This is a genomic window from Streptomyces sp. NPDC091972 (assembly GCF_044756385.1).
In the GTDB taxonomy this organism is placed as follows: Bacteria; Actinomycetota; Actinomycetes; order Streptomycetales; family Streptomycetaceae; genus Streptomyces.
Map to the genome: position 1 here is coordinate 173250 of NZ_JBIVSV010000007.1, position 24136 is coordinate 197385.

Below are 24136 nucleotides of genomic sequence, written 5' to 3' on the forward strand. Positions count from 1 at the left end.
CCGACCTGACCTTCCCGCTCTCGGGGGCGTAGCCTTTATTCCCGCTGTCCATCACCTTGTGAGAAGCGGAAGAGGGCGGTTGCCGCCGTGTCGCCACAGTCCCCCAGTAACTCGAGCATCTCGACCGACGCAGACCAAGCGGGCAAGAACCCCGCTGCCGCGTTCGGCCCGAACGAGTGGCTCGTCGACGAGATCTATCAGCAGTACCTCCAGGACCCGAATTCGGTAGACCGTGCCTGGTGGGACTTCTTCGCCGACTACAAGTCGGGGGCTGCCGCTCCGGCCGCGGCGGGTACCGCGGCCGCGGGGGCCGCGGAGACCACCACCGCCGCCTCTGCCGCCCCGGCTCCCAGCGCCCCGGCCCAGGCTCCCGCCCCGGCCCCGGCCGCTGCTCCGGCCGCGAAGCCGGCCGCCGCGGCTCCGGCCCCGGCCAAGGCCGCCGCCCCGGCCGCCCCGGCGCAGGCCGCTCCGGCGCAGGCCGCTCCGGCCGCCAAGCCGGCCGCCGCCAAGCCCGCCGCGAAGCCGGCCGCCGAGGGTGCCTCCGCGGAGGGCCCGGAGCTGGTGACCCTGCGCGGCCCCGCCGCCGCGGTCGCGAAGAACATGAACGCCTCCCTGGAGCTGCCCACGGCCACGTCCGTGCGCGCGGTCCCGGTGAAGCTGCTCTTCGACAACCGCATCGTCATCAACAACCACCTCAAGCGCGCCCGCGGCGGGAAGATCTCCTTCACGCACCTCATCGGGTACGCGATGGTGCAGGCCATCAAGGCCATGCCGTCGATGAACTGGCACTACGCGGAGAAGGACGGGAAGCCCACCCTCGTCAAGCCGCCGCACGTCAACTTCGGCCTCGCCATCGACCTGGTGAAGCCCAACGGCGACCGCCAGCTCGTCGTCGCGGGCATCAAGAAGGCCGAGACGCTGAACTTCTTCGAGTTCTGGCAGGCCTACGAGGACATCGTCCGCCGCGCCCGTGACGGCAAGCTGACGATGGACGACTTCTCGGGCGTCACGGTCTCCCTGACCAACCCGGGCGGCCTCGGCACCGTCCACTCCGTGCCGCGTCTGATGCCCGGCCAGTCGGTCATCATGGGCGTCGGCTCCATGGACTACCCGGCGGAGTTCCAGGGCACCTCCCAGGACACCCTGAACAAGCTCGGCATCTCGAAGGTCATGACGCTCACGTCGACCTACGACCACCGGGTCATCCAGGGCGCCGCCTCCGGCGAGTTCCTGCGGATCGTCGCGAACCTCCTGCTCGGCGAGAACGGCTTCTACGACGAGATCTTCGAGGCGCTGCGCATCCCCTACGAGCCGGTCCGCTGGCTCAAGGACATCGACGCCTCGCACGACGACGACGTCACGAAGGCCGCGCGCGTCTTCGAGCTGATCCACTCCTACCGGGTCCGCGGCCACGTCATGGCCGACACCGACCCGCTGGAGTACCGCCAGCGCAAGCACCCCGACCTGGACATCACCGAGCACGGCCTCACCCTGTGGGACCTGGAGCGCGAGTTCGCCGTCGGCGGCTTCTCCGGCAAGTCCCTGATGAAGCTGCGCGACATCCTCGGCGTGCTGCGCGACTCGTACTGCCGCACCACCGGCATCGAGTTCATGCACATCCAGGACCCCAAGCAGCGCAAGTGGATCCAGGACCGCATCGAGCGCCCGCACACCAAGCCGGAGCGCGAGGAACAGCTGCGCATCCTGCGCCGGCTGAACGCCGCGGAGGCGTTCGAGACCTTCCTGCAGACGAAGTACGTCGGCCAGAAGCGGTTCTCCCTGGAGGGCGGCGAGTCCGTCATCCCGCTGCTCGACGCGGTCCTCGACTCGGCCGCCGAGTCCCGCCTGGACGAGGTCGTCATCGGCATGGCCCACCGCGGCCGCCTGAACGTCCTGGCGAACATCGTCGGCAAGTCGTACGCGCAGATCTTCCGCGAGTTCGAGGGCAACCTCGACCCGAAGTCGATGCACGGCTCCGGCGACGTCAAGTACCACCTGGGCGCCGAGGGCACCTTCACCGGCCTCGACGGCGAGCAGATCAAGGTCTCGCTGGCCGCGAACCCCTCCCACCTTGAGACGGTCGACCCGGTCATCGAGGGCATCGTCCGCGCCAAGCAGGACATCATCAACAAGGGCGGCACGGACTTCACGGTCCTGCCGGTCGCCCTGCACGGTGACGCGGCCTTCGCGGGCCAGGGCGTGGTGGCCGAGACCCTGAACATGTCGCAGCTGCGCGGCTACCGCACCGGCGGCACGGTCCACATCGTCATCAACAACCAGGTCGGCTTCACGGCCGCCCCGGAGTCCTCGCGTTCCTCCATGTACGCCACGGACGTGGCCCGCATGATCGAGGCCCCGATCTTCCACGTGAACGGCGACGACCCGGAGGCCGTGGTCCGCGTCGCGCGGCTCGCCTTCGAGTTCCGCCAGGCGTTCAACAAGGACGTGGTGATCGACCTCATCTGCTACCGCCGCCGCGGTCACAACGAGTCGGACAACCCGGCCTTCACCCAGCCGCTGATGTACGACCTGATCGACAAGAAGCGCTCGGTGCGCAAGCTGTACACCGAGTCCCTCATCGGTCGCGGCGACATCACCCTGGAAGAGGCCGAGCAGGCGCTCCAGGACTACCAGGGCCAGCTGGAGAAGGTCTTCACCGAGGTCCGCGAGGCCGTCACGGCCCAGCCGGCCGCCGGTCCCGTCTCCGACCCGCAGGCCGAGTTCCCGGTCGCCGTGAACACCGCGATCTCCGCGGAGACGGTGAAGCGGATCGCCGAGTCCCAGGTCAACATCCCCGACACCTTCCACGTCCACCCGCGTCTGCTGCCGCAGCTCCAGCGCCGGGCGGCGATGGTCGAGGACGGCACCATCGACTGGGGCATGGGCGAGACGCTGGCCGTCGGCTCCCTGCTGCTGGAGGGCACCCCGGTCCGGCTGTCCGGCCAGGACTCCCAGCGCGGCACCTTCGGCCAGCGGCACGCGGTCCTCATCGACCGCGAGACGGGCGAGGAGCACACCCCGCTCCAGTACCTCAACGAGGACCAGGCCCGCTACAACGTCTACAACTCCCTGCTGTCCGAGTACGCGGTCATGGGCTTCGAGTACGGCTACTCGCTGGCCCGCCCCGACGCGCTCGTGATGTGGGAGGCGCAGTTCGGCGACTTCGTCAACGGCGCGCAGACGGTGGTCGACGAGTACATCTCGGCGGCCGAGCAGAAGTGGGGCCAGACGAGCGGGGTCACGCTCCTGCTCCCCCACGGCTACGAGGGCCAGGGCCCGGACCACTCCTCGGCCCGTGTCGAGCGGTTCCTCCAGCTCTGCGCCCAGAACAACATGACGGTCGCGATGCCGACCCTGCCGTCGAACTACTTCCACCTCCTGCGGTGGCAGGTGCACAACCCGCACCACAAGCCGCTGGTGGTCTTCACCCCGAAGTCGATGCTGCGCCTCAAGGCCGCCGCGTCGAAGACGGAGGAGTTCACCTCGGGTCAGTTCCGCCCGGTCATCGGCGACACCTCCGTGGAGGCCTCCGCGGTCCGCAAGGTCGTCTTCGTGGCGGGCAAGCTGTACTACGACCTGGAGGCCGAGCGTCAGAAGCGCGGCATCACGGACACGGCGATCATCCGTATCGAGCGCCTGTACCCGCTGCCGGGTGCCGAGCTCCAGGCGGAGATCGCCAAGTACCCGAACGCCGAGAAGTACCTGTGGGCGCAGGAGGAGCCGGCGAACCAGGGCGCGTGGCCCTTCATCGCCCTCAACCTGATCGACCACCTGGACCTGGCGGTCGGCGCGGACGTCCCGCACGGGGAGCGGCTGCGGCGGATCTCCCGCCCGCACTCGTCGTCTCCGGCGGTGGGCTCCGCGAAGCGGCACCAGGCCGAGCAGGAGCAGCTCGTGCGCGAGGTGTTCGAGGCGTAACCCGCCTCGCGGGCAGTGTGTGACCGGGCCGCATCCCTCTCCGGAGGGGTGCGGCCCGGCCGTTTCGGCCCACTTATCCTTGACGGCATGTACTTCACGGACCGTGGCATCGAGGAACTGGAGAAGCGGCGCGGCGAGGAGGAGGTCACCTTCGAGTGGCTCGCCGAGCAGTTGCGGACGTTCGTCGACCTCAATCCCGACTTCGAGGTGCCGGTGGAGCGACTGGCCACGTGGCTGGCCCGGCTGGACGACGAGGACGACGAGTAGAACCGAAGCGGTACGGGGCGCCCTTCGGGGCGCCCTTTGTCTTGCGCCCCAGGCCATCCGCGCGGGCGCCTCAGCCCGTACGCCGGCCCGAGCACCCTGTGCGCCGGCAGCAGGGCCCCAGCCGTGAGCCGGCCACCGCTGCGGTGCCGTACACACCGGCCGACGCCCCTGCCAAGGTGAGGTACGGGACGATCCTCGGGGCGCTCTTTGTCTTGCGCTGCCTAGTCAGTCGCGCGGATGGGTCATGTCGTACGACAGCCCGAGCGCGCCGTGCGCCAGCAGCAGGGTTCCCGCCGTGAGCCAGCCGCCGCTGCGGTGCCGCAGGCCCCAGGCGGCCAGCGGGAGGCCCGCGGCCATCTGGGCCAGGGCGCGGGCCTTCGGGTCGCCGGACCAGGGGAGCCAGGGCGTGAGGCGGCGGGCCGCGACCGCCTCGAGTTCGCCGCGGACGGTGTCCGGCCGCTCCTCCCCCTCGACGGGGCGGGCGTCCGGCCGGTCCCGGGCGACCTCGCGGAGACGGTCGGCCGGTTCGCCGGGGGCTAGGCCGACGGGGAGATCCAGGCCCACGCGCGTGAGGACCGCGAGCAGGCCGCGCAGCCGGCCGCGGGCGTCGGCGACGGGATCCGGTGCGGTGAGCCGGTCCAGGGACTGGACGTCCAGGACCGGGTCGAGGCCCAGGCGGGCCGCGAAGGTGCGCATGGCCTCGTCCTCGCCGGCCGGGGTGCCGTTGGCGAGCCAGACGTAGCCGACGGGCCGGCGGAAGCCGGACGCGAGGGTGTAGCCGCCGCGGTCGGCGTCCCACCACAGTGCGAGGACGGGCCAGGGAGCGCCGACGGCCAGGGCGGTGGCCCAGCCCGTCATGACGCGGTCCACCGGGTCCTCACCGCGCAGCCACGGCCCGCCTTCCGGCACGAGGACGCTCCACCCCTGCCCCGCGCGCGTGAGCAGCATCCGCTCGCGCAGCAGCCGGGCGGCGGGGGCGACGGAGTCGGGTGCGGCACGGCAGAGCAGCAGACCGCCGGGGGCCGGGGCGGTGCGGCCGGCACGGGAGGTGGCTTCCGTCGACATGGTCACACGCTAGGTCGATCCGTACGGGTTGGTCATATTTTCGACACCCGCCTCCCCGGAAAGAGTGCCTTGACTTTCGACCACCACGATATATCGTGAATTGCAGGAGACGCGATATGGCGCGTTGCTACGGGGAGGTCTGCACCATGTCCGAGTGGTCCGTCACGGAGCCCAGGAAGCTCACCTTCGACGAGCCCGTGCACGAACTCCATGTACGCATCGTCAACGGCACGGTGAACGTCGTGGGCACCGAGGAAGGTTCCGCGCGCCTGGAGGTGTCCGAGATCGAGGGGCCGCCCCTGGTCGTCACCCAGGAGCGCGGAACCCTCACGGTGGCCTACGAGGACCTGCCCTGGAAGGGCTTCCTCAAGTGGCTCGACCGCAAGGGCTGGCGGCGCAGCGCGGTCGTCTCGCTGGCCGTTCCGGCCGACACCCGCGTCGAGGTGGGGGTGGTCAGTGCCGCGGCCGTCGTGTCGGGCCTGCGCGGCCCGTCCGTGGTGAAGGGGGTCAACGGCGACACCACCCTCGTCGGCCTCTCCGGGCCCGTCCGCGCCGACACCGTCTCGGGGAACCTGGAGGCCCAGGCCGTCACCGGCGACCTGCGCTTCAACTCGGTCTCGGGGGACCTCACCGTCGTGGAGGGCTCGGGCCCCTCCGTGCGGGCCGACTCGGTCAGCGGCTCGATGATCGTCGACCTCGACCCGGAGGGCCCCACCGACGTCCGGCTGACCAGTGTCTCGGGGGAGATCGCCATCCGGCTCCCGCAGCCCGCGGACGCGGAGGTGGAGGCCAACACCGCGAGCGGGACGATCTCCAACGCCTTCGAGGGCCTGCGGGTGCGCGGCCAGTGGGGCGCCCACAAGGTCACGGGCCGTCTCGGCGCCGGTACCGGCAAGCTCCGCGCGACCACCGTCTCCGGCTCCATCGCCCTGCTGGGCCGCCCGCCGCGGGAGGACGAGGAGGAGCCGTGGGAGACGGACCCCTTCGTGAAGGACGGTGCCCCGGGCACCGGACCGGCCGACACCGCCGACCCGGTGGACGGCGTGGACGGCGTCCCGGGGGACAATTCCGTTTCCGGCCCGGCCGACGGCCCCCACCGGACGGACGGCCCCACGGACGATCCGACCCGCGGCCCGGCCGACGGCACGACCGACAAGAAGGTGCTCTGACATGCCCCCCGTCTTCGCCCACGGCCGCCTCCGCCTGTACCTGTTGAAGCTGCTGGACGAGGCCCCGCGCCACGGCTACGAGGTGATCCGCCTCCTGGAGGAGCGCTTCCAGGGCCTGTACGCCCCCTCGGCGGGCACCGTCTACCCCCGGCTGGCCAAGCTGGAGGCGGAGGGCCTGGTCACCCACACCACCGAGGGCGGCCGCAAGGTGTACGCCATCACCGACGCGGGCCGCGCTGAGCTGGCCGACCGCAGCGGGGAACTGGCCGACCTGGAGCTGGAGATCCGCGAGTCGGTCGCGGAGCTCGCCGCCGAGATCCGGGCCGATGTGCGGGGCGCGGCCGGCGATCTGCGGCGCGAGATGCGGGCGGCCGCCACCGAGGCCCGCCGCGGCTCCGGCAGCGGCGCCAAGAGCGCCGGCGAGCACGAGGCCCCGTTCGGGGACTTCACCGAGTACGCCGACAAGGAGGCGTGGCGCGCCGCCAAGGAGGAGATGCGCCGCGTCAAGCAGGAGTGGAAGGAGCAGGCCCGGCGCGCCAAGGACGAGAGCCGCCGTGCCCGCGAGGAGGCCCAGCGCGCCCGCCGCCAGGCCAAGGAGGCCCAGGACCGGGCCCGGGAGCAGGCCCAGGAGGAGGTGCAGCGGATCGCCCGGCGGGTGCAGGAGCAGGTGCAGGACCACTTCGCGCGCGGCGACTGGCCGACGGGGGTGCGTGAGGGCCTGACCGAACTGGCCAAGGAGTTCGGTGAGTTCGGCAAGGACTACGGCAAGGGGTTCGGGAAGGACTTCGGCTTCGGCCGGGGCGGCGCGAGGTCCGAGAAGGCCGAGGGCACCCCGTCCGGCCCCCAGTACTCCCACACCCCGCAGGACTTCCCCGCCGAATACGAACCCTCCTGGGCCCACGAGGACCCCACCGGGGACCCGGCCCGCGACCTGGACCGCCTGCTCGACCGCTTCCGCGACGACATCCGTGACGCGGCCCGCGACCACGGCGTCACAGCCGAGCAGTTGCGCGACGCCCGCCGCCATCTGTCGACGGCGGCGGCCCACATAGGAGCACTCCTGCGAGCGCCGAAGGCGTGACCCCGCCGGACTCCGGCACGACGGCCCCGGCCCTTCCGGCCGGGCCGTACTGCCGGAGCGGACGGTCTCCACCCAACCAGCCCTCACGCAACCGGCCCTCACTCAGCCGGCCTTCGCCTCCCCCTCGCCGTAGAGGACGCGCACGACCGACGCATAGGTCACCCCGTGGTCGGCGAGAACCTCCCCGGGCACACCCGGCCTGACCGTCAACGCCAGCAGGATGTGCTCGTCGCCGACATGGCGGTCCCGCCGGGCCACGGCGATCCGCAGCGCCTTCTCCAGGATCTCCTTGGCGTCCCGTCCGAAGGAGCGCCGCCCGGACCACCAGCCCTTGCTCTTGCGGTCGCCGGACATCGCTCCGACCCCGTGCACCTCCTCCACCCGGGCGACGATCTCCGAGACGTCGATCCCGAGGCCGGCCAGCGCCTCGGCGTCCGCCTGGGACAGTCCGGCCCGGCGTCGCGCCTCACCCAGCGCCTCCCGCACCGCGCCCTGGCGCTCGGCGAGTCCGAGGGCGGCCAGCGCGAAGGAGGCCCGACTGGCCTCCCGGTCCAGCAGCGCGAGCAGCAGATGCTCGGCGTCCACGGACCCCGCCCCCACCGCCTCGGCATGCTCGACGGCGCCCACGACCACTGCCCGGGCGTTCTTCGTGAGCCGCTCGAACATCAATGCCTCCCGTACTTCTTGTGCACGGCCTGCCTGCTCACTCCGAGTTCCGCGGCGATCTCCTGCCACGACCAGCCCTGATTGCGCGCACTGCGCACCTGCACCGACTCGAGCTGCTCCAGCAGCCTGCGCAGTGCGGCGACGGCGCGCAGTCCGACCCGGGGATCGCGATCACCGGCACGCTCGGCGAGATCCGTTGCTTCGGTCATGATGTCAACTTACGTTGACAAGACCGGCTCGTCAACCACAGTTGACAAACAGCGACGGCCGGCCCGAACCCGGACCGACCGTCGACAAAAAGAGTGGAAGAGAATCAGTCGTTCGTGAGCACGACCTTCCCGAACTGCTCACCGGACGCGACCCGTTCGAACCCCTCACGGGCCCGGTCCATGGGCAGCACCTCGTCGATGACGGGCCGCACCCCGGTGGCGGCGCAGAACGAGAGCAGATCCTCCAGCTCGTCCTTGGTCCCCATGGTCGAGCCCACGACCTTGAGCTCCAGGAAGAAGATCCGGGTCAGTTCGGCGTGCGAGGGACGGTCACCGCTCGTGGCACCGGAGATGACCAGCGTGCCGCCGGGCCTGAGCGACTTCACGGAGTGCGACCAGGTGGCCGCCCCCACGGTCTCGATGACGGCGTCCACCCGTTGCGGCAGCCGCGCACCCGACTCCAGCGCCTCCACGGCCCCGAGCTCCATCGCACGCTTCCGCTTGGCCTCGTCCCGGCTCGTGGCGAAGACCCGCAGCCCCGCGGCCTTCCCCAGCACGATGGCGGCCGTGGCGACACCACCGCCGGCGCCCTGCACCAGCACGGAGTCACCGGGGCGCACACCCGCGTTGGTGAACAGCATGCGGTACGCCGTCAGCCAGGCCGTGGGCAGACAGGCGGCCTCCGCGAAGGACAGCTCCTTGGGCTTGGGCAGGACGTTCCAGGTCGGCACGGCCACCTGCTCGGCGAAGGTCCCCTGGTAGCGCTCGGTGAGGATGGACCGCGGCTCCTTGGGGCCGACCCCGTGCCCGCTCTGTCCGATGACGGAGTGCAGGACGACCTCGTTGCCGTCCTCGTCGACACCGGCGGCGTCACAGCCGAGGATCATCGGAAGCTTGTCCTCCGCGAGGCCCACGCCGCGCAGGGACCAGAGGTCATGGTGATTGAGGGAAGCGGCCTTGACGTCGACGACGCTCCAACCCGGGCGGGCTTCGGGGGCGGGGCGCTCCCCCGACTCCAGTCCCGAGAGCGGGTTGTCGCGGTCGATTCGGGCGGCATAGACAGCGAACATGACCTTGACGATAGGGTCCGCCGACGACCCACGGAACCGGGCCACGTTGTGACACATGCCCTCTTGCAAAACGGTGCGTCCATGGGGGCGCACCGGGCCAGGTAGTCAGACGGCTGCGGGCCGGTGGGGGCTGGTCGCGCAGTTCCCCGCGCCCCTAAGTGGGTCATGTGGACGCTCGTGCAGACGCGGACGGCGCGCAGGGGACGGGGTGGGGGGTGTCCGCCCGCAGCGGCCGGCGTCCGTTACCGAGCACTAAATCAGCGACCGAGCCGCCGGACCGAGGACGGATACCCCCCACCCCGGCACCGACCCACCCACCGGACCGTATGCGCTACACGAACCCCCACCGGGCAGCGAGGGGCCGCCGCAGGCATCAGGGGCGCGGGGAACTGCGCAAAACGCCCGCCCCCACCCAGCCGCAGACCCCCACCCAACCGCAGACCCACAACCACCGTCACCCCACCAGCCCCACCCCAAGGCAAAAAATGGCCCCGCCCGGAAACGAACCCGGACGGGACCACCACACCCACAACCGCCTCAGCGGCGAGCGACCCCCTCCGCCCGAGCCGCCGCAGCGACCGCCGCCGTGACCGCAGGCGCCACCCGGTCGTCGAACGGGGACGGGATCACGTAGTCCGCCGCGAGATCGTCACCGACGACCGCCGCCAGCGCCTCCGCCGCCGCGATCTTCATGCCCTCCGTGATCCGCGAGGCCCGCACCTGGAGCGCCCCCGCGAAGATGCCCGGGAACGCCAGCACGTTGTTGATCTGGTTCGGGAAGTCGGACCGCCCGGTCGCCACCACGGCCGCGTACTTGTGCGCGACATCGGGGTGCACCTCGGGGTTCGGGTTGGCCATCGCGAACACGAAGGCCCCCTCCGCCATCGAGGCGACCGCGGACTCCGCGACCGTACCGCCGGACACGCCGATGAAGACGTCCGCGCCCGCGAGCGCGTCCTCCAGCGACCCGGACAGCCCCGCCTTGTTCGTGAACCCGGCGAGCTCCCGCTTCACGGACGTGAGGTCGTCCCGGTCAGCGGACACCACACCGCGCCGGTCCGCGACGGCGACGTCCCCGATGCCCGCCTCGACGAGCATCTTGGCGATGGCCACGCCCGCGGCGCCCGCACCGGAGATCACCGCACGAAGATCTCCGATGGACCGCCCGCTCAGCCGCGCGGCGTTCCGCAGGGCGGCCAGCGTCACGACCGCGGTCCCGTGCTGGTCGTCGTGGAAGACGGGAATGTCGAGCCGCTCCTGGAGCCGCCGCTCGATCTCGAAGCACCGGGGAGCCGAGATGTCCTCGAGGTTCACGCCGCCGAAGGACGGGGCGAGACGGACCACGGTCTCGATGATCTCGTCGACGTCGGTGCAGGCCAGCGCGAGCGGAACCGCGTCCACCCCGCCGAACTGCTTGAACAGGATGGCCTTGCCCTCCATCACCGGGAGGGAGGCTTCGGGCCCGATGTCACCGAGGCCCAGCACGGCCGTACCGTCCGTCACGACGGCGACGACCGACGACTTCCATGTGTAGTCGTGGACGAGTTCCGGCTGCTCGGCGATGGCGCTGCACACTTTCGCCACGCCGGGCGTGTACGCGAGGGACAGGTCGTCCTTGTCACGGACCGGCACGGTGGCCTGCACGGCCATCTTGCCGCCGCGGTGCAGCGCGAACGCGGGGTCGAAGGAATCGAGGGGCTCCGCCCCTCCGTCCTGTCCCGTATCGCTGTCGCTGCGAGGATTGACGATCTCCGCTGCCACTTTGTCTTACCCCTTAGGTCTTCATGGTTTGAGGGTGGCCACTCCTGGTTGAGAAGTGGGCGGGCACCGCGCACGGCCCTGGTCACTGATGCGTACGGGCCGGTCGCGACGGGCGCGCCGCACACGCGCCCTGAGCCCCGGATGAGGGGTGTAAAGAACCTTCTTACCGGACGACCGGCGCCGAGGACGAGTCCAATACGTCCAAGGTCACATGCCGGAACGGAAATCGATCATCGATCACCGGAGGCCGGTGACATGAATCATGGAACGCCGGCCGGACAAACCGTCAGCGGGCCCTTGACGATCACCGCGGAGCCGCTCTCACGGCGGCGGATGCGCCGGGGCAGGTCATCCGCTACCCCGCCGGCACCGGAGATCTTCCGGCCGGAATGCCAGATTCCCGCAGATGGTCCGGTCGTGATGTACGGACATGCGGCGGTTCGGGGGTCACCCGTTATCCGATTTTGACATGACCGGCCCCCTGAATGGTCCAGTCCGAATGGCAAGATGCCGTCATCACACGAGGTCGCGACACTCGAAGGCGTGTGCTCTCGTCGACCTGAGGAATGACGGCAGCGCTGCCGGCCCGTTCGGCAGCCGCCCCGCCCATCGGCAACTCCACCCATCCGCCGGAGGAACCCACCATGACCGCAAGCTCCACCCGTCGTACGACCGCCGCGCGCACCAGGACAGCCGCGGTAGGTGCGATCGCGGTCGCAGGCGCCCTGATTCTCACCGGCTGCGGTGACCAGACGGACAGCGGCGGCAGCAGCACCAAGGAATCCGCCTCGTCCAGCAGCGCCCCGCTGTTCGACAAGCTGCCCGCGAAGATCCAGAAGGCCGGCGTCATCAAGGTCGGCACCAATGCCGAGTACGCCCCCATGGAGTACCAGGAGGGCGGCAAGATCGTCGGTGTCGACCCCGACATCGCGGCCGCGCTGGGCAAGCAGCTGGGCGTGGAGTTCCAGTTCACCTCGGGCTCCTTCGACGGCCTGATCAGCTCCCTGAACTCCGGGCGCTACGACGTCGCCATGTCCTCCATCACGGACACCAAGGCGCGCCAGGAGGGCCTGGACGAGGACGGCAAGAAGCTCGGCCCTGGCGTCGACTTCGTCGACTACTTCACGGCCGGCACCGCCATCTACGTCCAGAAGGGCAACCCGAAGAAGATCGGCTCGATCGAGGACCTCTGCGGCCAGAAGGTCGCCGTGCAGCGCGGCACGACCTACGAGCAGGCCCTGCAGAAGCAGTCCGCGGCGTGCACGAAGGACGGCAAGAAGAAGCTCGACATCGAGTCCTTCGACAACGACACCGAGGCCCAGACCCGCGTGAAGTCGGGCGGCGCCGTCGCGGGCGTCAACGACTACCCGGTCGCCGTGGACCTCGCCCGCAAGGCGGACGGCGGCAACGCCTTCGAGGTCGTCGGCGAGCAGGTCGACGCCGGTCCGTTCGGCATCGCCGTGAACAAGGACAACAAGGAGCTCACGAGCGCCCTGGAGGCGGCCGTGAACGCCATCATCGAGGACGGCACCTACAAGAAGGTGCTGGAGAAGTGGGGCGCCGAGACCGGCGCCATCGACAAGGCCGCGGTCAACGGCGGCAAGTGACGGACCCCGCACCACCGAAGGGCAGTCACTGTGACTGACAAGATCGACAAGGGGCCGGCGGACACGCCACCGGCGGCCGCCGCCCCCGAGACCATCAAGGCCATCCCGGTCCGCCACTACGGCCGCTACGTCAGCGCCGTCGTCGTCCTGGCCCTGGTGGCCCTGCTGGTCAACGCGTTCGCCACCGCCGAGAAGATCCAGTGGAGCGCGGTCGGCGACAAGCTGTTCGACTCCACGGTCCTCGCGGGCGCCGGCCGCACCCTGCTGATCAGCGTCCTCGCGATGATCGTGGGCGTGGTCCTCGGCGTCCTGCTGGCCGTCATGCGGCTCTCCAAGAACCCGGTGACGAGCTGGGTGGCCTGGGCCTACATCTGGTTCTTCCGCGGGACGCCGGTCTACGTCCAGCTCCTGCTGTGGTTCAACCTGGCGCTGATCTTCCCGATGCTGAATCTCGGTCCGATCTACAAGGACGAGATGACGGACGTCATGACCCCGTTCATGTGCGCCCTGCTGGGTCTCGGCCTGAACGAGGCCGCGTACATGGCGGAGATCTGCCGCGCCGGTCTGATGGCCGTCGACGAGGGCCAGACGGAGGCCGCGCACGCGCTCGGCATGAGCCACGGCAAGACGCTGCGCCGGATCGTGATCCCGCAGGCGATGCGGGTGATCGTGCCGCCGACCGGCAACGAGTTCATCAACATGCTGAAGACCTCGTCGCTGGTGTACGCGGTCACGTACAACGAACTGCTGCGCGCCACCTCGACGATCGGCTCGACCTCGTACGCCGTGATGGAGATGCTGTTCGTGGCGTCCATCTGGTACCTGGTCATGACCAGCGTGTTCAGTGTCTTCCAGTACTACCTGGAGCGCCGTTTCGCCCGCGGTTCGTCCCGGAACCTGCCGGCGACGCCGTTCCAGAAGATCAGGGCGAACCTGCTGTCGCTCCGGAGCCAGGGGGGTGCGGCATGACCGCCATGGTGAAGGCCGAGGGCGTCCACAAGTCGTACGGCCTGGTCGAGGTCCTCAAGGGCATCGACCTGGAGGTCAAGCAGGGCGAGGTCTTCTGCCTCATCGGCCCCTCGGGCTCCGGCAAGTCGACCTTCCTCAGGTGCATCAACCACCTGGAGAAGATCAACGCCGGCCGGCTCTACGTCGACGGCGAGCTGGTCGGCTACCGCCAGAAGGGCGACAAGCTGTACGAGCTCAAGGACAGCGAGGTCGCGCTGCAACGCCGGGACATCGGCATGGTGTTCCAGCGGTTCAACCTGTTCCCGCACATGACGGCCGTCGAGAACGTCATGGAGGCGCCGGTCCAGGTCAAGGGCGCGAGCCGGGCGCAGGCCCGGGAGCGCGCGCGGGAGCTGCTGGACCGGGTGGGCCTCGCCGACAAGGCGGGCAGCTACCCAGCGCAGCTCTCCGGCGGCCAGCAGCAGCGCGTCGCCATCGCCCGGGCGCTCGCGATGGAGCCGAAGCTGATGCTCTTCGACGAGCCGACCTCGGCCCTCGACCCGGAGCTGGTCGGTGACGTCCTCGACGTCATGCGCGACCTCGCCGAGTCCGGCATGACGATGGTCGTCGTCACCCACGAGATGGGCTTCGCCCGCGAGGTGGGCGACAGCCTGGTCTTCATGGACGGCGGCGTGGTCGTCGAGTCCGGCGACCCCCGCGAGGTCCTGACGAACCCGCAGCACGAGCGCACCCAGGCGTTCCTGTCGAAGGTCCTCTAGCCGAGGGCCCTCGGGCGGTACGACGTCGAAGGGGCGGTACGGGACTCCCGTACCGCCCCTTTCGCGTGCGCCTACTTGAGCGCGAGCAGCAGGGTGTCCGAGGGCGAGCACCACACCGGCCGGGCCTCCGCGAAGCCCTTCTCGCGCAGCACGCGCGCGTGCCAGGCGGCGGACGGCATGTCCCCGTCGGCGTGCTCGCCGTAGATCTCGAAGCGGCGGGCCGTCGGTCCGGCGAGGACGGGGTCCTCGGCGGCGAGCTGCCACCACGCGGCCCAGTCGAGGGCGCCGTCCCGCTTGGCGCGGTCCATATGTGCGTGGCGCTGCGCGCGTTCGGCCGCGTTGATCCGGGGCGTGGTCTCGTCGATCATGTGGTCGGCGTTCATGAAGACGCCGCCGTCGCGGACGAGTCCGGCGATCCGGCCGTAGAGGTCCGCGAGGGGTTCGCTGTGCAGCCAGTGCAGGGCCGTGGCGGTCAGCACGGCGTCGTAGGAGTCGTGCGGCAGGCGGGCGGGCCAGTCGGGGTCCTTGAGGTCGGCCGTCACGAGCGTGACCCGCTCGTCGTCCCCGAACGTGCCCTCGGCGATGGTGAGGAGCGCCGGGTCGAGGTCGACGCCGGTGCTGGTGGCCTCGGGGAACCGGGCGAGCAGCCGGGCCGTGATGGTTCCCGTGCCGCACGCGAGGTCGAGCACGCGCGGCCGGGGTCCGACGAGTGCCTCGACCATGTCCAGCATGACCCGGAACCGCTCCTCGCGGTCCGGCATGTACCACTCCTGCTGGCGGTCCCAGCTCTCCTGCCAGGCCTGCCAGTCGGTTCCGACACCGGTCGTCATGGAGCCCCCTGTCCACTCGTTGTCGTAATACCCTGGAAGCACGATCAGCTCTTACCCGACCGCACCACGACGATAGAACGCCTCCGTAAGGACTACAAGTGGAACTGGCCTATTACTCGGACTACGCCGTACGTCTGGTCAACAGCGAGGACCCGGCCCGGGGCAAGGACACACTGACCTCGGTGGAGGCGGTCCGCGACCTGTTCGGCGGCAACGGCACCGGCGCCCGGCGCGCCACCGAGGCCGACGTCACCCGGTTCCGTTCGGTGCGGGCCCGGCTGCGGTCGGTCTTCGAGGCGGCGGACGAGGGCGAGGAGACGCTCGCCGTGGACCTGCTGAACTCGCTCCTGCTGGAGTTCCCCGTCAGCCCCCAGATCTCCGGGCACGACTTCCGCGACGACGACGGCCGCCCGCTGTGGCACATGCACCTGGCGGACCACCCGTCCAACGCCACCGCCGGGTACGCGGCGATCGCGGCGATGGGCCTGGCGTTCCACCTCACCGAGTACGGCGTGGACCGGCTGGGCCTGTGCGAGGCCGCACCCTGCCGCAACGCCTACCTCGACACCTCGACGAACCGCTCCCGCCGCTACTGCTCCGACCGGTGCGCCACCCGCGCCAACGTGGCCGCCTACCGGGCCCGCAAACGCCTGGAGGCCGACCGGTCCGGGAAGACGGGCCGCACCGCGGACAGCGCCCAGCGCACGGCGGCCAGCGGGGAGCGCTGAGCGGACGTGAGCGGCCGGTACCGGAGCCGGGCCTTGCCCAGCACGAGCTCCTCCGGTACGACGCCGTAGTCCGTGCTGTCGCCGCCCGCGAACGCGTTGTCCCCGAGCACCCACCAGCCGCCCTCGCGCCGCTCCACGGCCCGCTTGACGACGAGCAGGTCCTGCTGGAACGGATGCCGCAGGACCACGATGTCGCCGGGGACGACCCGCGCCCCCCAGTGCACGACGAGCCGGTCCCCGTGCCGGAGCGTGGGCACCATCGACGGCCCGGTCACCTCGGCCACCCCCACGAAGGGCAGCAACGACCTCTCCCGCTCGGTCTCCTGCGACAGCTCCGGCATCCCCGGCACCTCCCCGGTACGTTCGTCCACCAGTCTCAGTCTGACCCCGGACTTTTGTCCTAAGCCCATGGGGGCACCCGCGATTTCGCCTCTCGCAGGGAGTAATGTCGCACCTGAGAAGACGATCACGAGGAAGGAACGCTTCATGCTTTCCCGCCTGTTTGCCCCCAAGGTCAAGGTCAGCGCACACTGCGACCTGCCCTGCGGTGTGTACGACCCGGCCCAGGCCCGCATCGAGGCGGAGTCGGTGAAGGCCGTGCAGGAGAAGATGGCCGCCAACGACGACCCGCACTTCCAGGCGCGTGCCACGGTCATCAAGGAGCAGCGCGCCGAGCTCGCGAAGCACCACGTCTCCGTGCTCTGGAGCGACTACTTCAAGCCCCCGCACTTCGAGAAGTACCCGGAGCTGCACCAGCTCGTCAACGACACCCTCAAGGCCCTCTCGGCCGCCAAGGCGTCGACCGACCCGGCCACGGGTCAGAAGGCTCTGGACTACATCGCCCAGATCGACAAGATCTTCTGGGAGACCAAGAAGGCCTGAGGCGTCTGCCTGCGGGAAGGGGCTCGGCCGGCTGCACGCCGGCACGGGCCCCTTTCTCGTTCCGTGGACCACCCATGGGCGTGCCCCGGTTCGTCAGCTCAGCACGAGCAGCACGGCCAGGGCGACGAGCAGGGAGTCGATCCGGTCCAGCAGGCCGCCGGAGCCGGGCAGCCAGCGGCCGGCGTCCTTGACCCGCGCGCCTCGCTTGACCATGGACTCCAGCAGGTCTCCGGCCGGCCCTCCGACCACCACGGCGACCGCCATGGGCGGGCTCGCCGCGGACAGCACGGCGAGCACACCGAGCCCGGCAGCCGCCCCGGCCAGCGTCCCGCTCCACCGCTTGGCCGGTGACAGCGGCGACAGCCGGGGCCCGCCCAGCCGCCGCCCGGCGAAGTACGCGGTGATGTCGGCGACCGAGACCGCCACGAACAGCGCCAGCCCGTCCGCCCCGAGCGGCACCAGCGCGGCCGGCACGCTCAGCCAGGCGAGCCCCAGCAGCCCGGCGCCGAGCCGGCGCAGACCGTGGTCGGCGTCGCCGCCCAGCAGCGGCACCGCGGCCACCGCCAGCGCCCCGGCGCCCAGGGCCCGGAGCACCTCCCCGGGCGCCAGCCAGACGGTCAGCACCACGCCCGTGACGGCCGCTGCCAGCACGGCACGGTCCAGCCGGCCGAGCGACATCAGCCCGCCGAACTCCAGCACCGCGATCACCCCGACCACGACGGCGACGGCCGCGGCACCCGGCTCACCCCACCAGAACGCCAGGGTGACCAGCGGCACCCCGGCCGCCCAGGCGCACCACCGGACCATCAGCTCGCGGCGCCCGGACGCGGCCACCGCGACACCGCCCAGGGCCAGCGCCCCACCGAGGTAGGGCGCCAGCGAACCCACGCTCGTCACCGGGCGGCGCCCAGGGGCCGTGCCACGAGCGCGGCGGGCGCCGGCCGCAGCACGTCCAGGGCGGCCCGGCAGGCCGCCACGATGCGGGCGTTCTCGGCGGTGTCCCGGACCGCGACGCGCACGGTGCGCCCCTCGTACCGCGGCGACAGCGGCGACAGGTCGCGCAGGTACACGCCGTGACGGCGGCACTCGTCGACGAGTCGTGCGGCGCTCGGTCCGCCCGGCGGCAGGGTGAGGGAGAGGAAGTTCGCCACCGACTCCTCGACGCTCACGTCCGGGGCCGCCTCGGCCAGGTCCGCGGCCAGCCGTCGGCGCAGGGTGTGGGTGGCGAGCCAGCGGTCGCGGTAGTACCCGGGGTCGCGCAGCGCCGCCACGGCGGCCATCTGGGCCGGGAGACCGACCGTCCAGGGCGGGGTCCACCGGCGCAGTTCCGCCGCGGTGGACGGTTCGGCCACGGCGTACGCGGCCCGCATGCCGGACAGCGCGTACATCTTCGACAGCGAGGTGCAGACGGTCACCCGGGGGTCGGTCGCGGCGAGGCCGGCCAGGGACTCGTCCAGGCCGACGTAGCCCAGGTAGGCCTCGTCGATCCACCAGTGCGTGCGGTCCGGCGCGGCCTCGATCAGCGCGCGCAGGCCGGCCGCGGGCGCGTGCCGCCCGGTGGGGTTGTTCGGGTTGACCACCACCACGAGGTCGTAGCGACCGGAGTGGACGGCGGCCGCGAGCCGCTCCGGGTCGATCCGCCAGCCGTCCTCGCGGCGCAGCGGGAACCGGTCCACCCGGCAGCCGACGACCCGCTCCGTGACATGGGCGTACTCGCCGTAGCACGGGTCGGTCAGCAGCACCCGGCTGCGCGGGGTCAGCCTGCGGCCGAACGCCCGGAAGATCAGGTCGGACGATCCGGCGCCCACCGCCAGCGTGTCCGGGGGCAGCTCCCGGGCCGTGGCGATCTGCTCCGACAGTCCCTCGGCGCCGGACGGCGGCGAGGTGCGGGCGGCCCAGGCCGGGTCGTCCGCGAGGGCCGCCCGCACCCCGGGGGCCGGCGGGAACCAGGCGTCCAGCACGTCGGCCATGACGATGTCCCGCCGCCGGTGCAGGGTGCGGAAGTCGGTGCCGAGGGCGGTGAACGAGGCACCGCCGTGCTCGCAGCCGTCCGGCCGGGGCGCGAAGGGCATGTCCAGCCGCCAGTCCACCGCGGACCGCAGCCGCTCCAGCGCGCTGCCGTACCGCTCCCGCGCCCGCCGCGTCAGTTCGGGCACACCGCCGGTCAGCACCTCGAACGTCACGGCGCCGCCGCGGACGGTCCGGCCGACCGTGCGCAGGCCGACGGCCCGGTACATGTCGAGCACCTCGGTACGCCCCATCGCCACCACCCGGCGCCCGCCGCGGGAGGCGATCCAGCGCAGCGCCGCGTACATCAGCAGGGGCGCCGCCGAGGTGGTGCGCCAGCGCGGCTCGACGGTGAGGATGCGCACCTCGAACACATCGTGGCCGGCCAGGACCGGCAGCTCCTCGCGGGTCAGGTACTTGTCCAGGCCGAACCGCCCCACCCAGGGCGGGGTCAGGCTGACGAAGCCGATCCGGGCCGGTCCGCGCGCCGCGACGAGGTAGACGTTGTCACCGTCGAGTCCGTCGCGCAGCCGCCCGGCGGGATCCGGCGGGTGCTGGCCCAGCTCCCGGGCGTACACCCGGTGACGCAGTTCGTGGATCCAGTCGAGATCCTCCGGAGTGGCTGTGCGCAGCTCCAGGTCACGAGCCATGGGGCACCTCTTTCGACGCGGGTGGGTTGATCATGGGAAACCCGCGCCGCCCGTGCCAGAGCCGAGTACCGCCACCGGCCTGAGTACGGGTACTCAGGCGTTCGCGCTCCCGGTGTGCATCGGCCCTATGCCTCGCCCGCCTCCAGCAGCCCCGCCGCCTCGCCCACGATCCGCGGGTCGGGCGTGCCGACGACCTCCTCGTCCTTGTCGGTGTAGTCGAAGCGGGCCGGCACCGTGCGCATGGCCTCGACACGGGCCCGCTTCTTGTCGTTGCTCTTGACCACCGTCCAGGGCGCGAACCGGGTGTCCGTCTCACGGAACATGGCGACCTTGGCGGCGGTGTAGTCGTCCCAGCGCTCCAGGGAGGCCAGGTCCATGGGGCTGCTGGAGCCGTTTGTGCCAGTCGTACTCCTTGCGCTCCATGCGGTGCGCGTAGGGGTAGTTCTCCCGTCAGGTGTCGATCGGGCTGCCGTCCGGGCGGACGAGCACGGGGTCGTCGGGGTCGGTGTAGTCGACCTTCAGGTCGGTCAGCAGGGGGGTCACCGCGCTGCTCCCCTCTCCTCTCGGTGGTTCAGTGGAACTGCGGCACGATCAGGTGGATGCCGTACGCCACCACCGCCGCGCAGGCGAGGAAGCACAGGCCGGACTGGGCGACGCCGAGTGGGGACGTTCCACGACCGCCGTCCTCCCTCGCCCCTTCGATACGGGCGAGGCCGAGTACCCCGAGGGCGAAGACCACGACCACCGCGATGGTGACGCCGACGCTCACCGCGGTGACCTGGCCGAGTGCGGTCCAGTCGATGCTCATGACAGAACTCCCAGGGGGCTCAGGCGGCCGTGCCGACGCGGGTCGGCGCCGCGCTGCGGACGGGGACCTCGTGGTGGTCGTTGACGTTGTGGGCGCTCACCGGGTTGCGGCGGGAGACGAGCACGATGCCCGTGGCGACGGCGGCACCGGCGAGCGCGACGACGACCGTGCCGAGGTTTCCGCCGTGCTTCACGGCGCTCGCGGAGACGCCGCCGACCAGCGCGGCCGCCGGCAGGGTGATCAGCCAGGCCGCGACCATGCGTCCGGCGATGCCCCAGCGGACCTCCGCCAGCCTCCGGCCGAGGCCCGCGCCGAGGATGCTGCCCGAGGCGACCTGGGTGGTCGACAGGGCGAAACCGAGGTGGGCGGAGGTCAGGATGACCGTGGTGGAGGCGGTCTCCGCGGCGAAGCCCTGCGGGGACTGGATCTCCGTGAGGCCCTTGCCCATGGTGCGGATGATCCGCCAGCCGCCGAGATAGGTGCCGAGGCCGATCGCGAGGCCCGCGGCGGCGACGACCCACACGGGCGGACCGGCGTCGTGGCCGAGCGCGCCGGCCGAGATGAGGGTGAGCGTGATGACGCCCATGGTCTTCTGGGCGTCGTTGGTGCCGTGCGCGAGGGAGACGAGGGACGCGGAGGCGATCTGACCGAGCCGGAACCCCTTGGTCACCGAGTCCTTGCGGGCGCGGGCGGTGAGCCGGTAGGCGAGGTAGGTGGCGATCAGCGCCGCCACGCCCGCCACCACCGGGGACGCCACCGCCGGGATCAGGATCTTCTCGACGACCTTGTCGAAGTGCACCCCGTGGGAGCCCGCGCCCACCCACACGGCGCCGATGAGCCCGCCGAACAGGGCGTGCGACGAGCTCGACGGAAGGCCGACCAGCCAGGTCAGCAGGTTCCACAGGATCGCTCCGACCAGCCCCGCGAAGATCATTCCGGGCGTGACCAGTCCGTCGTCCACGATGCCGCCGGAGATCGTCCTGGCGACCTCGGTGGACAGGAAGGCGCCCACGACGTTCAGGACGCCGCTCACCAGGACCGCGGTCCTGGGCCTCAGCGCGCCGGTCGCGATGGAGGTCGCCATCGCGTTGGCCGTGTCGTGGAATCCGTTGGTGAAGTCGAAGGCCAGGGCCGTGACGATGACGACCGTCACGAGGAACGTGATGTGGTCCATGCCTCCCATGGGAGCAAGAGCTTCCGTACGGCAGGAGAACGTCAGGCAAAGCCCGTCCCAGGTCCCCGCACCCGGCCGGTGGGCGTCGTGCGATGCTGGCGTGATGGTGAGCATCGAGGACCTGGTACGGCTGCGGCAGGCACGCGACCGGATGGACCGCGAGTACACCGAGCCGCTCGACGTGCCCGCGCTCGCCCGCACCGCGCTGATGTCACCGGGCCACTTCCAGCGCAGCTTCCGCGCGGAGTTCGGTGAGACGCCGTACGGCTATCTCATGACCCGGCGCATCGAGCGCGCGAAGGCGCTGCTGCGGCGGGGCGACCTGTCCGTCACCGAGGTCTGCATGGCCGTGGGGTGCACCTCCCTGGGCTCCTTCAGCTCGCGGTTCACGGAGCTGGTGGGCGAGACACCGAGCGCGTACCGGGCCCGCTCCCACGAGGAGGCCGCCGGGATCCCGCCGTGCGTCGTCCGCAGGCACACCCGGCCCCGGCGGGCCTAACGTGGGGCCATGGACATCAAGCTCAAGAACTGCTTCATCGCGGTGGACGACCACGACAAGGCGATCGCGTTCTACCGGGACGTCCTGGGCATGGAGGTGCGCAACGACGTCGGCTACGAGGGGCTGCGCTGGGTGACGGTCGGCTCGCCGCTCCAGCCGGACGTGGACATCGTCCTGGAGCCGCCGGCCGCCGACCCGGACGCCTCCCCGGCGGACAAGGAGGCGATGGCGCGCCTGCTGGCGAAGGGGCTGCTGCGGGCGGTCAACTTCACCACCACCGACTGCGACGCGTTGTTCGCGCGCGTGCGGGAGTCGGGGGCCGAGGTGGTCCAGGAGCCGACGGACATGCCGTACGGGGTGCGGGACTGCGCGTTCCGGGATCCGGCGGGGAACATGCTGCGGTTCATGGAGGTGCCGACGTAACGGCCCCTACGATCACCGCATGACTACCCGCTGGACTTACGCCTTCGTGGACCGGCCCGTGGCCCGCTTCGCCCAGGCCTGCGACTTCTGGACCGGTGTCACCGGTAGCCGTCTGTCCGCGTTCCGTGGCGAGCGGCGGGAGTTCGTCACGCTGGTGCCTTCCGACGGGACCGACGCCTGCGTCAAGGTGCAGGCCGTCGCCTCGGGGCCCGGGGGTGCCCATCTCGACTTCTGCGTCGACGACGTACGCAGGTTCGCGCAGGCGGCGCAGGCGCTCGGCGCCCATGTGGTCGCCGATCAGGGCACGTTGGTCGTGCTGCGCTCCCCCGCCGGCCAGTTGTTCTGCGCCGACCCCTGGCGCGGGCAGTCGACCCGCCCGCCGGTCGTCCGCGGCAGCCGCCTCGACCAGGTGTGCCTGGACGTCCCGCCCTCCCTGCACGAGTCCGAAGTCGCCTTCTGGGCCGCCCTGTTGCCCGACTGGGAGTCGCTGCCGGGCTCGCTCCCCGAGTTCCATGTGCTGAAGCCGCCGGCCGGTCTCCCGGTCCGCATCCTCCTCCAGCGCCTCGGCGAGGAGCGTCCCGCCTCCGCCCATCTGGACCTGGCCTGCGCGGACATCGGGGTGACGCGGGCCGAACACGAGCGGCTGGGCGCCGAGTTCGTGGCCGAGGGCGGAAGCTGGACGGTGATGCGGGACCCGGCGGGCGGCCTGTACTGCCTGACGGGACGGGACCCGGAGACGGGCGGGCTGCCTAGCCGGAGGTGATGAACGCGCAGGCCACCGCGAGCCGGTCGCCGTCGGGGTCGGCGGTGGGGCTGGGGCACATGCTCTCCCACCCCTCCGGCAGCTCGGGCGTCGGACTGCTCTCCTCCCAGCCGTACGGCCCCGGCGGCTCCGCCGAGTCCTGGAGCCAGAGCGTGAGCCCGCCCGCGACGGCCACGAGGGCCGCCCAGACCGCCACGGCCCACAGCCACGGCCGACGGCGACCGCTCACCCCCACGGCTCCACGTCCACGACCGCGGCCACCGGGAGCGGCCCGTAGATGTGCGGGAACTCCTCGGCACCGGGTTCGGGGGCCTCGTACTTCAGCGGTACGTCGAGGCGGGCGGGGTCGATGACGAGCAGCACCAGGTCATCGGGGCCGTCGTAGGAGCCGTAGAGGAAAGCCGCGACGGACGGCAGCTGCGCACGCGTCGAGCAGTGGATGAACCCCTCCTCCTGGAGGGTGCGGCCGCGGGTCGAGATCTCGTACGCGCCCCGGGCGCGGGCCTCCTCCCAGAGCGAGCGTTCGGTCAGGTGCACGATGTGGCTGGGTGTGGACATGCCGTCACGTTAAGGCCTCAGCCGTGCGCGCCGCCCGGCCGGGCTCAGGAACCCTTTCCGGCGGGTGCGTCGCCGTGGTCCTCCTCGGGCTCGGCGGCCTTGTCGGCGTACGCCTCGCACTCCGGGTTGCGGCACGGGCCGTCCGTCCACACGGGGACCCACGCGCCCAGCGTCTTGTGACGCCGTACGACTGTCTCGACCGGCTGTCCGCAAACGGGACAGACGTGTTCATCGCTGCCCATGTCCTCAGGGTAGGCCGAAGGAGCCGCGGGCG

General features: G+C 71.3%; 26 protein-coding genes and 1 pseudogene. 12 read left to right on the plus strand and 15 right to left on the minus strand.

All coding sequences use genetic code 11. From position 1 onward, the window contains the following. Positions 1-87 precede the first annotated feature (87 nt). The gene (locus tag ACIQJT_RS22250; protein WP_402645995.1) at positions 88-3918 is read left to right on the plus strand and encodes a multifunctional oxoglutarate decarboxylase/oxoglutarate dehydrogenase thiamine pyrophosphate-binding subunit/dihydrolipoyllysine-residue succinyltransferase subunit; all 3831 of its coding nucleotides are present in this window, start codon (positions 88-90) and stop codon (positions 3916-3918) included. 87 nt (positions 3919-4005) lie between these two features. Beyond that, positions 4006-4185, plus strand: a complete 180-nt coding sequence (locus ACIQJT_RS22255) for a DUF6104 family protein (protein WP_003992906.1) — start codon at positions 4006-4008, stop codon at positions 4183-4185. 225 nt (positions 4186-4410) lie between these two features. Here the strand turns inward: ACIQJT_RS22255 and ACIQJT_RS22260 are convergent, their stop codons facing one another. Further along, a complete protein-coding gene (locus ACIQJT_RS22260; protein ID WP_402645998.1) occupies positions 4411-5250 on the minus strand; it encodes a hypothetical protein in 840 nt (279 codons plus the stop codon). A 146-nt stretch (positions 5251-5396) separates the two neighbouring features. Here ACIQJT_RS22260 and ACIQJT_RS22265 point away from each other — a divergent pair, with 146 nt between their 5' ends. Further along, on the plus strand, positions 5397-6419 hold the full coding sequence (locus ACIQJT_RS22265) for a DUF4097 family beta strand repeat-containing protein (RefSeq protein WP_365461701.1): 1023 nt from the start codon (positions 5397-5399) through the stop codon (positions 6417-6419). A gap of 1 nt (position 6420) precedes the next feature. Next, complete coding sequence (locus ACIQJT_RS22270) at positions 6421-7500, plus strand: helix-turn-helix transcriptional regulator (protein ID WP_402646002.1); 1080 nt, start codon at positions 6421-6423, stop codon at positions 7498-7500. A 102-nt stretch (positions 7501-7602) separates the two neighbouring features. Here the strand turns inward: ACIQJT_RS22270 and ACIQJT_RS22275 are convergent, their stop codons facing one another. From ACIQJT_RS22275 to ACIQJT_RS22290, 4 genes are all read right to left on the minus strand, one after another. Beyond that, complete coding sequence (locus tag ACIQJT_RS22275; RefSeq protein ID WP_365461697.1) at positions 7603-8166, minus strand: Clp protease N-terminal domain-containing protein; 564 nt, start codon at positions 8164-8166, stop codon at positions 7603-7605. Then, the gene (locus tag ACIQJT_RS22280) at positions 8166-8375 is read right to left on the minus strand and encodes a helix-turn-helix domain-containing protein (protein WP_007384656.1); all 210 of its coding nucleotides are present in this window, start codon (positions 8373-8375) and stop codon (positions 8166-8168) included. The genes ACIQJT_RS22275 and ACIQJT_RS22280 overlap by 1 nt, the downstream gene beginning before the upstream one ends. 104 nt (positions 8376-8479) lie before the next feature. Further along, entirely contained in the window at positions 8480-9445 is a 966-nt protein-coding gene (locus ACIQJT_RS22285; RefSeq protein WP_365461695.1) for a zinc-binding dehydrogenase, read from the minus strand. A gap of 537 nt (positions 9446-9982) precedes the next feature. Beyond that, a complete protein-coding gene (locus ACIQJT_RS22290; RefSeq protein ID WP_053850409.1) occupies positions 9983-11206 on the minus strand; it encodes an NADP-dependent malic enzyme in 1224 nt (407 codons plus the stop codon). A gap of 644 nt (positions 11207-11850) precedes the next feature. On the opposite strand from ACIQJT_RS22290, the gene ACIQJT_RS22295 reads away from it, so the two are divergent. The 3 genes from ACIQJT_RS22295 to ACIQJT_RS22305 are packed head-to-tail and all read left to right on the plus strand — an operon-like array spanning position 11851 to position 14540. Then, on the plus strand, positions 11851-12813 hold the full coding sequence (locus ACIQJT_RS22295) for an ABC transporter substrate-binding protein (protein ID WP_402646007.1): 963 nt from the start codon (positions 11851-11853) through the stop codon (positions 12811-12813). A 30-nt stretch (positions 12814-12843) separates the two neighbouring features. After that, positions 12844-13782, plus strand: coding sequence for an amino acid ABC transporter permease (locus tag ACIQJT_RS22300; protein WP_402646010.1), 939 nt, complete (start codon positions 12844-12846; stop codon positions 13780-13782). Beyond that, complete coding sequence (locus ACIQJT_RS22305; protein ID WP_280849377.1) at positions 13779-14540, plus strand: amino acid ABC transporter ATP-binding protein; 762 nt, start codon at positions 13779-13781, stop codon at positions 14538-14540. The genes ACIQJT_RS22300 and ACIQJT_RS22305 overlap by 4 nt, the downstream gene beginning before the upstream one ends. Positions 14541-14611: 71 nt before the next feature. Here ACIQJT_RS22305 and ACIQJT_RS22310 read toward each other — a convergent pair whose 3' ends face one another. Further along, positions 14612-15370, minus strand: coding sequence for a class I SAM-dependent methyltransferase (locus tag ACIQJT_RS22310; protein ID WP_402646013.1), 759 nt, complete (start codon positions 15368-15370; stop codon positions 14612-14614). A 98-nt stretch (positions 15371-15468) separates the two neighbouring features. On the opposite strand from ACIQJT_RS22310, the gene ACIQJT_RS22315 reads away from it, so the two are divergent. Beyond that, complete coding sequence (locus ACIQJT_RS22315; protein WP_053850405.1) at positions 15469-16098, plus strand: ABATE domain-containing protein; 630 nt, start codon at positions 15469-15471, stop codon at positions 16096-16098. On the opposite strand, the gene sodX is transcribed toward ACIQJT_RS22315, so the two are convergent. Further along, positions 16002-16439, minus strand: a complete 438-nt coding sequence (gene sodX / locus ACIQJT_RS22320; RefSeq protein ID WP_053850411.1) for a nickel-type superoxide dismutase maturation protease — start codon at positions 16437-16439, stop codon at positions 16002-16004. The two genes, ACIQJT_RS22315 and sodX, sit on opposite strands and share 97 nt — an antisense overlap. A gap of 145 nt (positions 16440-16584) precedes the next feature. On the opposite strand from sodX, the gene sodN reads away from it, so the two are divergent. Beyond that, a complete protein-coding gene (gene sodN, locus ACIQJT_RS22325) occupies positions 16585-16980 on the plus strand; it encodes a superoxide dismutase, Ni (RefSeq protein ID WP_020136639.1) in 396 nt (131 codons plus the stop codon). A gap of 93 nt (positions 16981-17073) precedes the next feature. Here the strand turns inward: sodN and ACIQJT_RS22330 are convergent, their stop codons facing one another. The 5 genes and pseudogenes from ACIQJT_RS22330 to ACIQJT_RS22350 all read right to left on the minus strand — a co-directional run bounded on the left by ACIQJT_RS22330 (position 17074) and on the right by ACIQJT_RS22350 (position 21619). Next, entirely contained in the window at positions 17074-17877 is an 804-nt protein-coding gene (locus ACIQJT_RS22330) for a phosphatidate cytidylyltransferase (protein WP_402646015.1), read from the minus strand. After that, on the minus strand, positions 17874-19637 hold the full coding sequence (locus tag ACIQJT_RS22335) for an aminotransferase class I/II-fold pyridoxal phosphate-dependent enzyme (protein WP_402646017.1): 1764 nt from the start codon (positions 19635-19637) through the stop codon (positions 17874-17876). The genes ACIQJT_RS22330 and ACIQJT_RS22335 overlap by 4 nt, the downstream gene beginning before the upstream one ends. A 125-nt stretch (positions 19638-19762) precedes the next feature. After that, positions 19763-20180, minus strand: a pseudogene (locus tag ACIQJT_RS22340) (hypothetical protein). A 28-nt stretch (positions 20181-20208) separates the two neighbouring features. After that, on the minus strand, positions 20209-20445 hold the full coding sequence (locus tag ACIQJT_RS22345) for a hypothetical protein (protein WP_402646020.1): 237 nt from the start codon (positions 20443-20445) through the stop codon (positions 20209-20211). A 19-nt stretch (positions 20446-20464) separates the two neighbouring features. Further along, positions 20465-21619 (minus strand): anion permease, encoded by a 1155-nt coding sequence (locus tag ACIQJT_RS22350; RefSeq protein WP_402646023.1) that lies wholly within the window; start codon positions 21617-21619, stop codon positions 20465-20467. Between the two features lie 103 nt (positions 21620-21722). Between ACIQJT_RS22350 and ACIQJT_RS22355 the strand changes: the two genes are divergently transcribed. Genes ACIQJT_RS22355 through ACIQJT_RS22365 form a run of 3 tightly spaced genes read left to right on the plus strand, consistent with a single transcriptional unit; the run spans position 21723 to position 23304 of the window. Then, positions 21723-22118, plus strand: coding sequence for a helix-turn-helix transcriptional regulator (locus tag ACIQJT_RS22355; protein WP_053850400.1), 396 nt, complete (start codon positions 21723-21725; stop codon positions 22116-22118). A gap of 9 nt (positions 22119-22127) precedes the next feature. Beyond that, positions 22128-22541, plus strand: coding sequence for a VOC family protein (locus ACIQJT_RS22360; protein WP_365463079.1), 414 nt, complete (start codon positions 22128-22130; stop codon positions 22539-22541). 19 nt (positions 22542-22560) lie between these two features. Further along, a complete protein-coding gene (locus ACIQJT_RS22365; protein ID WP_402646028.1) occupies positions 22561-23304 on the plus strand; it encodes a VOC family protein in 744 nt (247 codons plus the stop codon). Here the strand turns inward: ACIQJT_RS22365 and ACIQJT_RS22370 are convergent. Genes ACIQJT_RS22370 through ACIQJT_RS22380 form a run of 3 tightly spaced genes read right to left on the minus strand, consistent with a single transcriptional unit; the run spans position 23291 to position 24104 of the window. Then, positions 23291-23533, minus strand: a complete 243-nt coding sequence (locus ACIQJT_RS22370; protein WP_365463073.1) for a hypothetical protein — start codon at positions 23531-23533, stop codon at positions 23291-23293. The two genes, ACIQJT_RS22365 and ACIQJT_RS22370, sit on opposite strands and share 14 nt — an antisense overlap. Next, positions 23530-23862, minus strand: coding sequence for a DUF952 domain-containing protein (locus ACIQJT_RS22375; RefSeq protein ID WP_402646031.1), 333 nt, complete (start codon positions 23860-23862; stop codon positions 23530-23532). Before ACIQJT_RS22375 ends, ACIQJT_RS22370 begins: the two co-directional genes overlap by 4 nt. Before the next feature lie 44 nt (positions 23863-23906). Next, the gene (locus tag ACIQJT_RS22380) at positions 23907-24104 is read right to left on the minus strand and encodes a hypothetical protein (protein WP_365463067.1); all 198 of its coding nucleotides are present in this window, start codon (positions 24102-24104) and stop codon (positions 23907-23909) included. Positions 24105-24136 lie beyond the last annotated feature (32 nt).

Bases quoted from the DNA above. Each gene is read 5' to 3' on its own strand.
- ACIQJT_RS22310 (WP_402646013.1), bottom strand. From the start codon at position 15,370: ATGACGACCGGTGTCGGAACCGACTGGCAGGCCTGGCAGGAGAGCTGG.
- ACIQJT_RS22335 (WP_402646017.1), bottom strand. From the start codon at position 19,637: ATGGCTCGTGACCTGGAGCTGCGCACAGCCACTCCGGAGGATCTCGAC.
- sodN (WP_020136639.1), top strand. From the start codon at position 16,585: ATGCTTTCCCGCCTGTTTGCCCCCAAGGTCAAGGTCAGCGCACACTGC.
- ACIQJT_RS22260 (WP_402645998.1), bottom strand. From the start codon at position 5,250: ATGTCGACGGAAGCCACCTCCCGTGCCGGCCGCACCGCCCCGGCCCCC.
- ACIQJT_RS22255 (WP_003992906.1), top strand. From the start codon at position 4,006: ATGTACTTCACGGACCGTGGCATCGAGGAACTGGAGAAGCGGCGCGGC.
- ACIQJT_RS22295 (WP_402646007.1), top strand. From the start codon at position 11,851: ATGACCGCAAGCTCCACCCGTCGTACGACCGCCGCGCGCACCAGGACA.
- ACIQJT_RS22275 (WP_365461697.1), bottom strand. From the start codon at position 8,166: ATGTTCGAGCGGCTCACGAAGAACGCCCGGGCAGTGGTCGTGGGCGCC.
- ACIQJT_RS22355 (WP_053850400.1), top strand. From the start codon at position 21,723: ATGGTGAGCATCGAGGACCTGGTACGGCTGCGGCAGGCACGCGACCGG.
- ACIQJT_RS22360 (WP_365463079.1), top strand. From the start codon at position 22,128: ATGGACATCAAGCTCAAGAACTGCTTCATCGCGGTGGACGACCACGAC.
- ACIQJT_RS22350 (WP_402646023.1), bottom strand. From the start codon at position 21,619: ATGGACCACATCACGTTCCTCGTGACGGTCGTCATCGTCACGGCCCTG.
- ACIQJT_RS22365 (WP_402646028.1), top strand. From the start codon at position 22,561: ATGACTACCCGCTGGACTTACGCCTTCGTGGACCGGCCCGTGGCCCGC.
- ACIQJT_RS22285 (WP_365461695.1), bottom strand. From the start codon at position 9,445: ATGTTCGCTGTCTATGCCGCCCGAATCGACCGCGACAACCCGCTCTCG.
- ACIQJT_RS22380 (WP_365463067.1), bottom strand. From the start codon at position 24,104: ATGGGCAGCGATGAACACGTCTGTCCCGTTTGCGGACAGCCGGTCGAG.
- ACIQJT_RS22270 (WP_402646002.1), top strand. From the start codon at position 6,421: ATGCCCCCCGTCTTCGCCCACGGCCGCCTCCGCCTGTACCTGTTGAAG.
- ACIQJT_RS22305 (WP_280849377.1), top strand. From the start codon at position 13,779: ATGACCGCCATGGTGAAGGCCGAGGGCGTCCACAAGTCGTACGGCCTG.
- ACIQJT_RS22280 (WP_007384656.1), bottom strand. From the start codon at position 8,375: ATGACCGAAGCAACGGATCTCGCCGAGCGTGCCGGTGATCGCGATCCC.
- ACIQJT_RS22375 (WP_402646031.1), bottom strand. From the start codon at position 23,862: ATGTCCACACCCAGCCACATCGTGCACCTGACCGAACGCTCGCTCTGG.
- ACIQJT_RS22345 (WP_402646020.1), bottom strand. From the start codon at position 20,445: ATGAGCATCGACTGGACCGCACTCGGCCAGGTCACCGCGGTGAGCGTC.
- sodX (WP_053850411.1), bottom strand. From the start codon at position 16,439: ATGCCGGAGCTGTCGCAGGAGACCGAGCGGGAGAGGTCGTTGCTGCCC.
- ACIQJT_RS22265 (WP_365461701.1), top strand. From the start codon at position 5,397: ATGTCCGAGTGGTCCGTCACGGAGCCCAGGAAGCTCACCTTCGACGAG.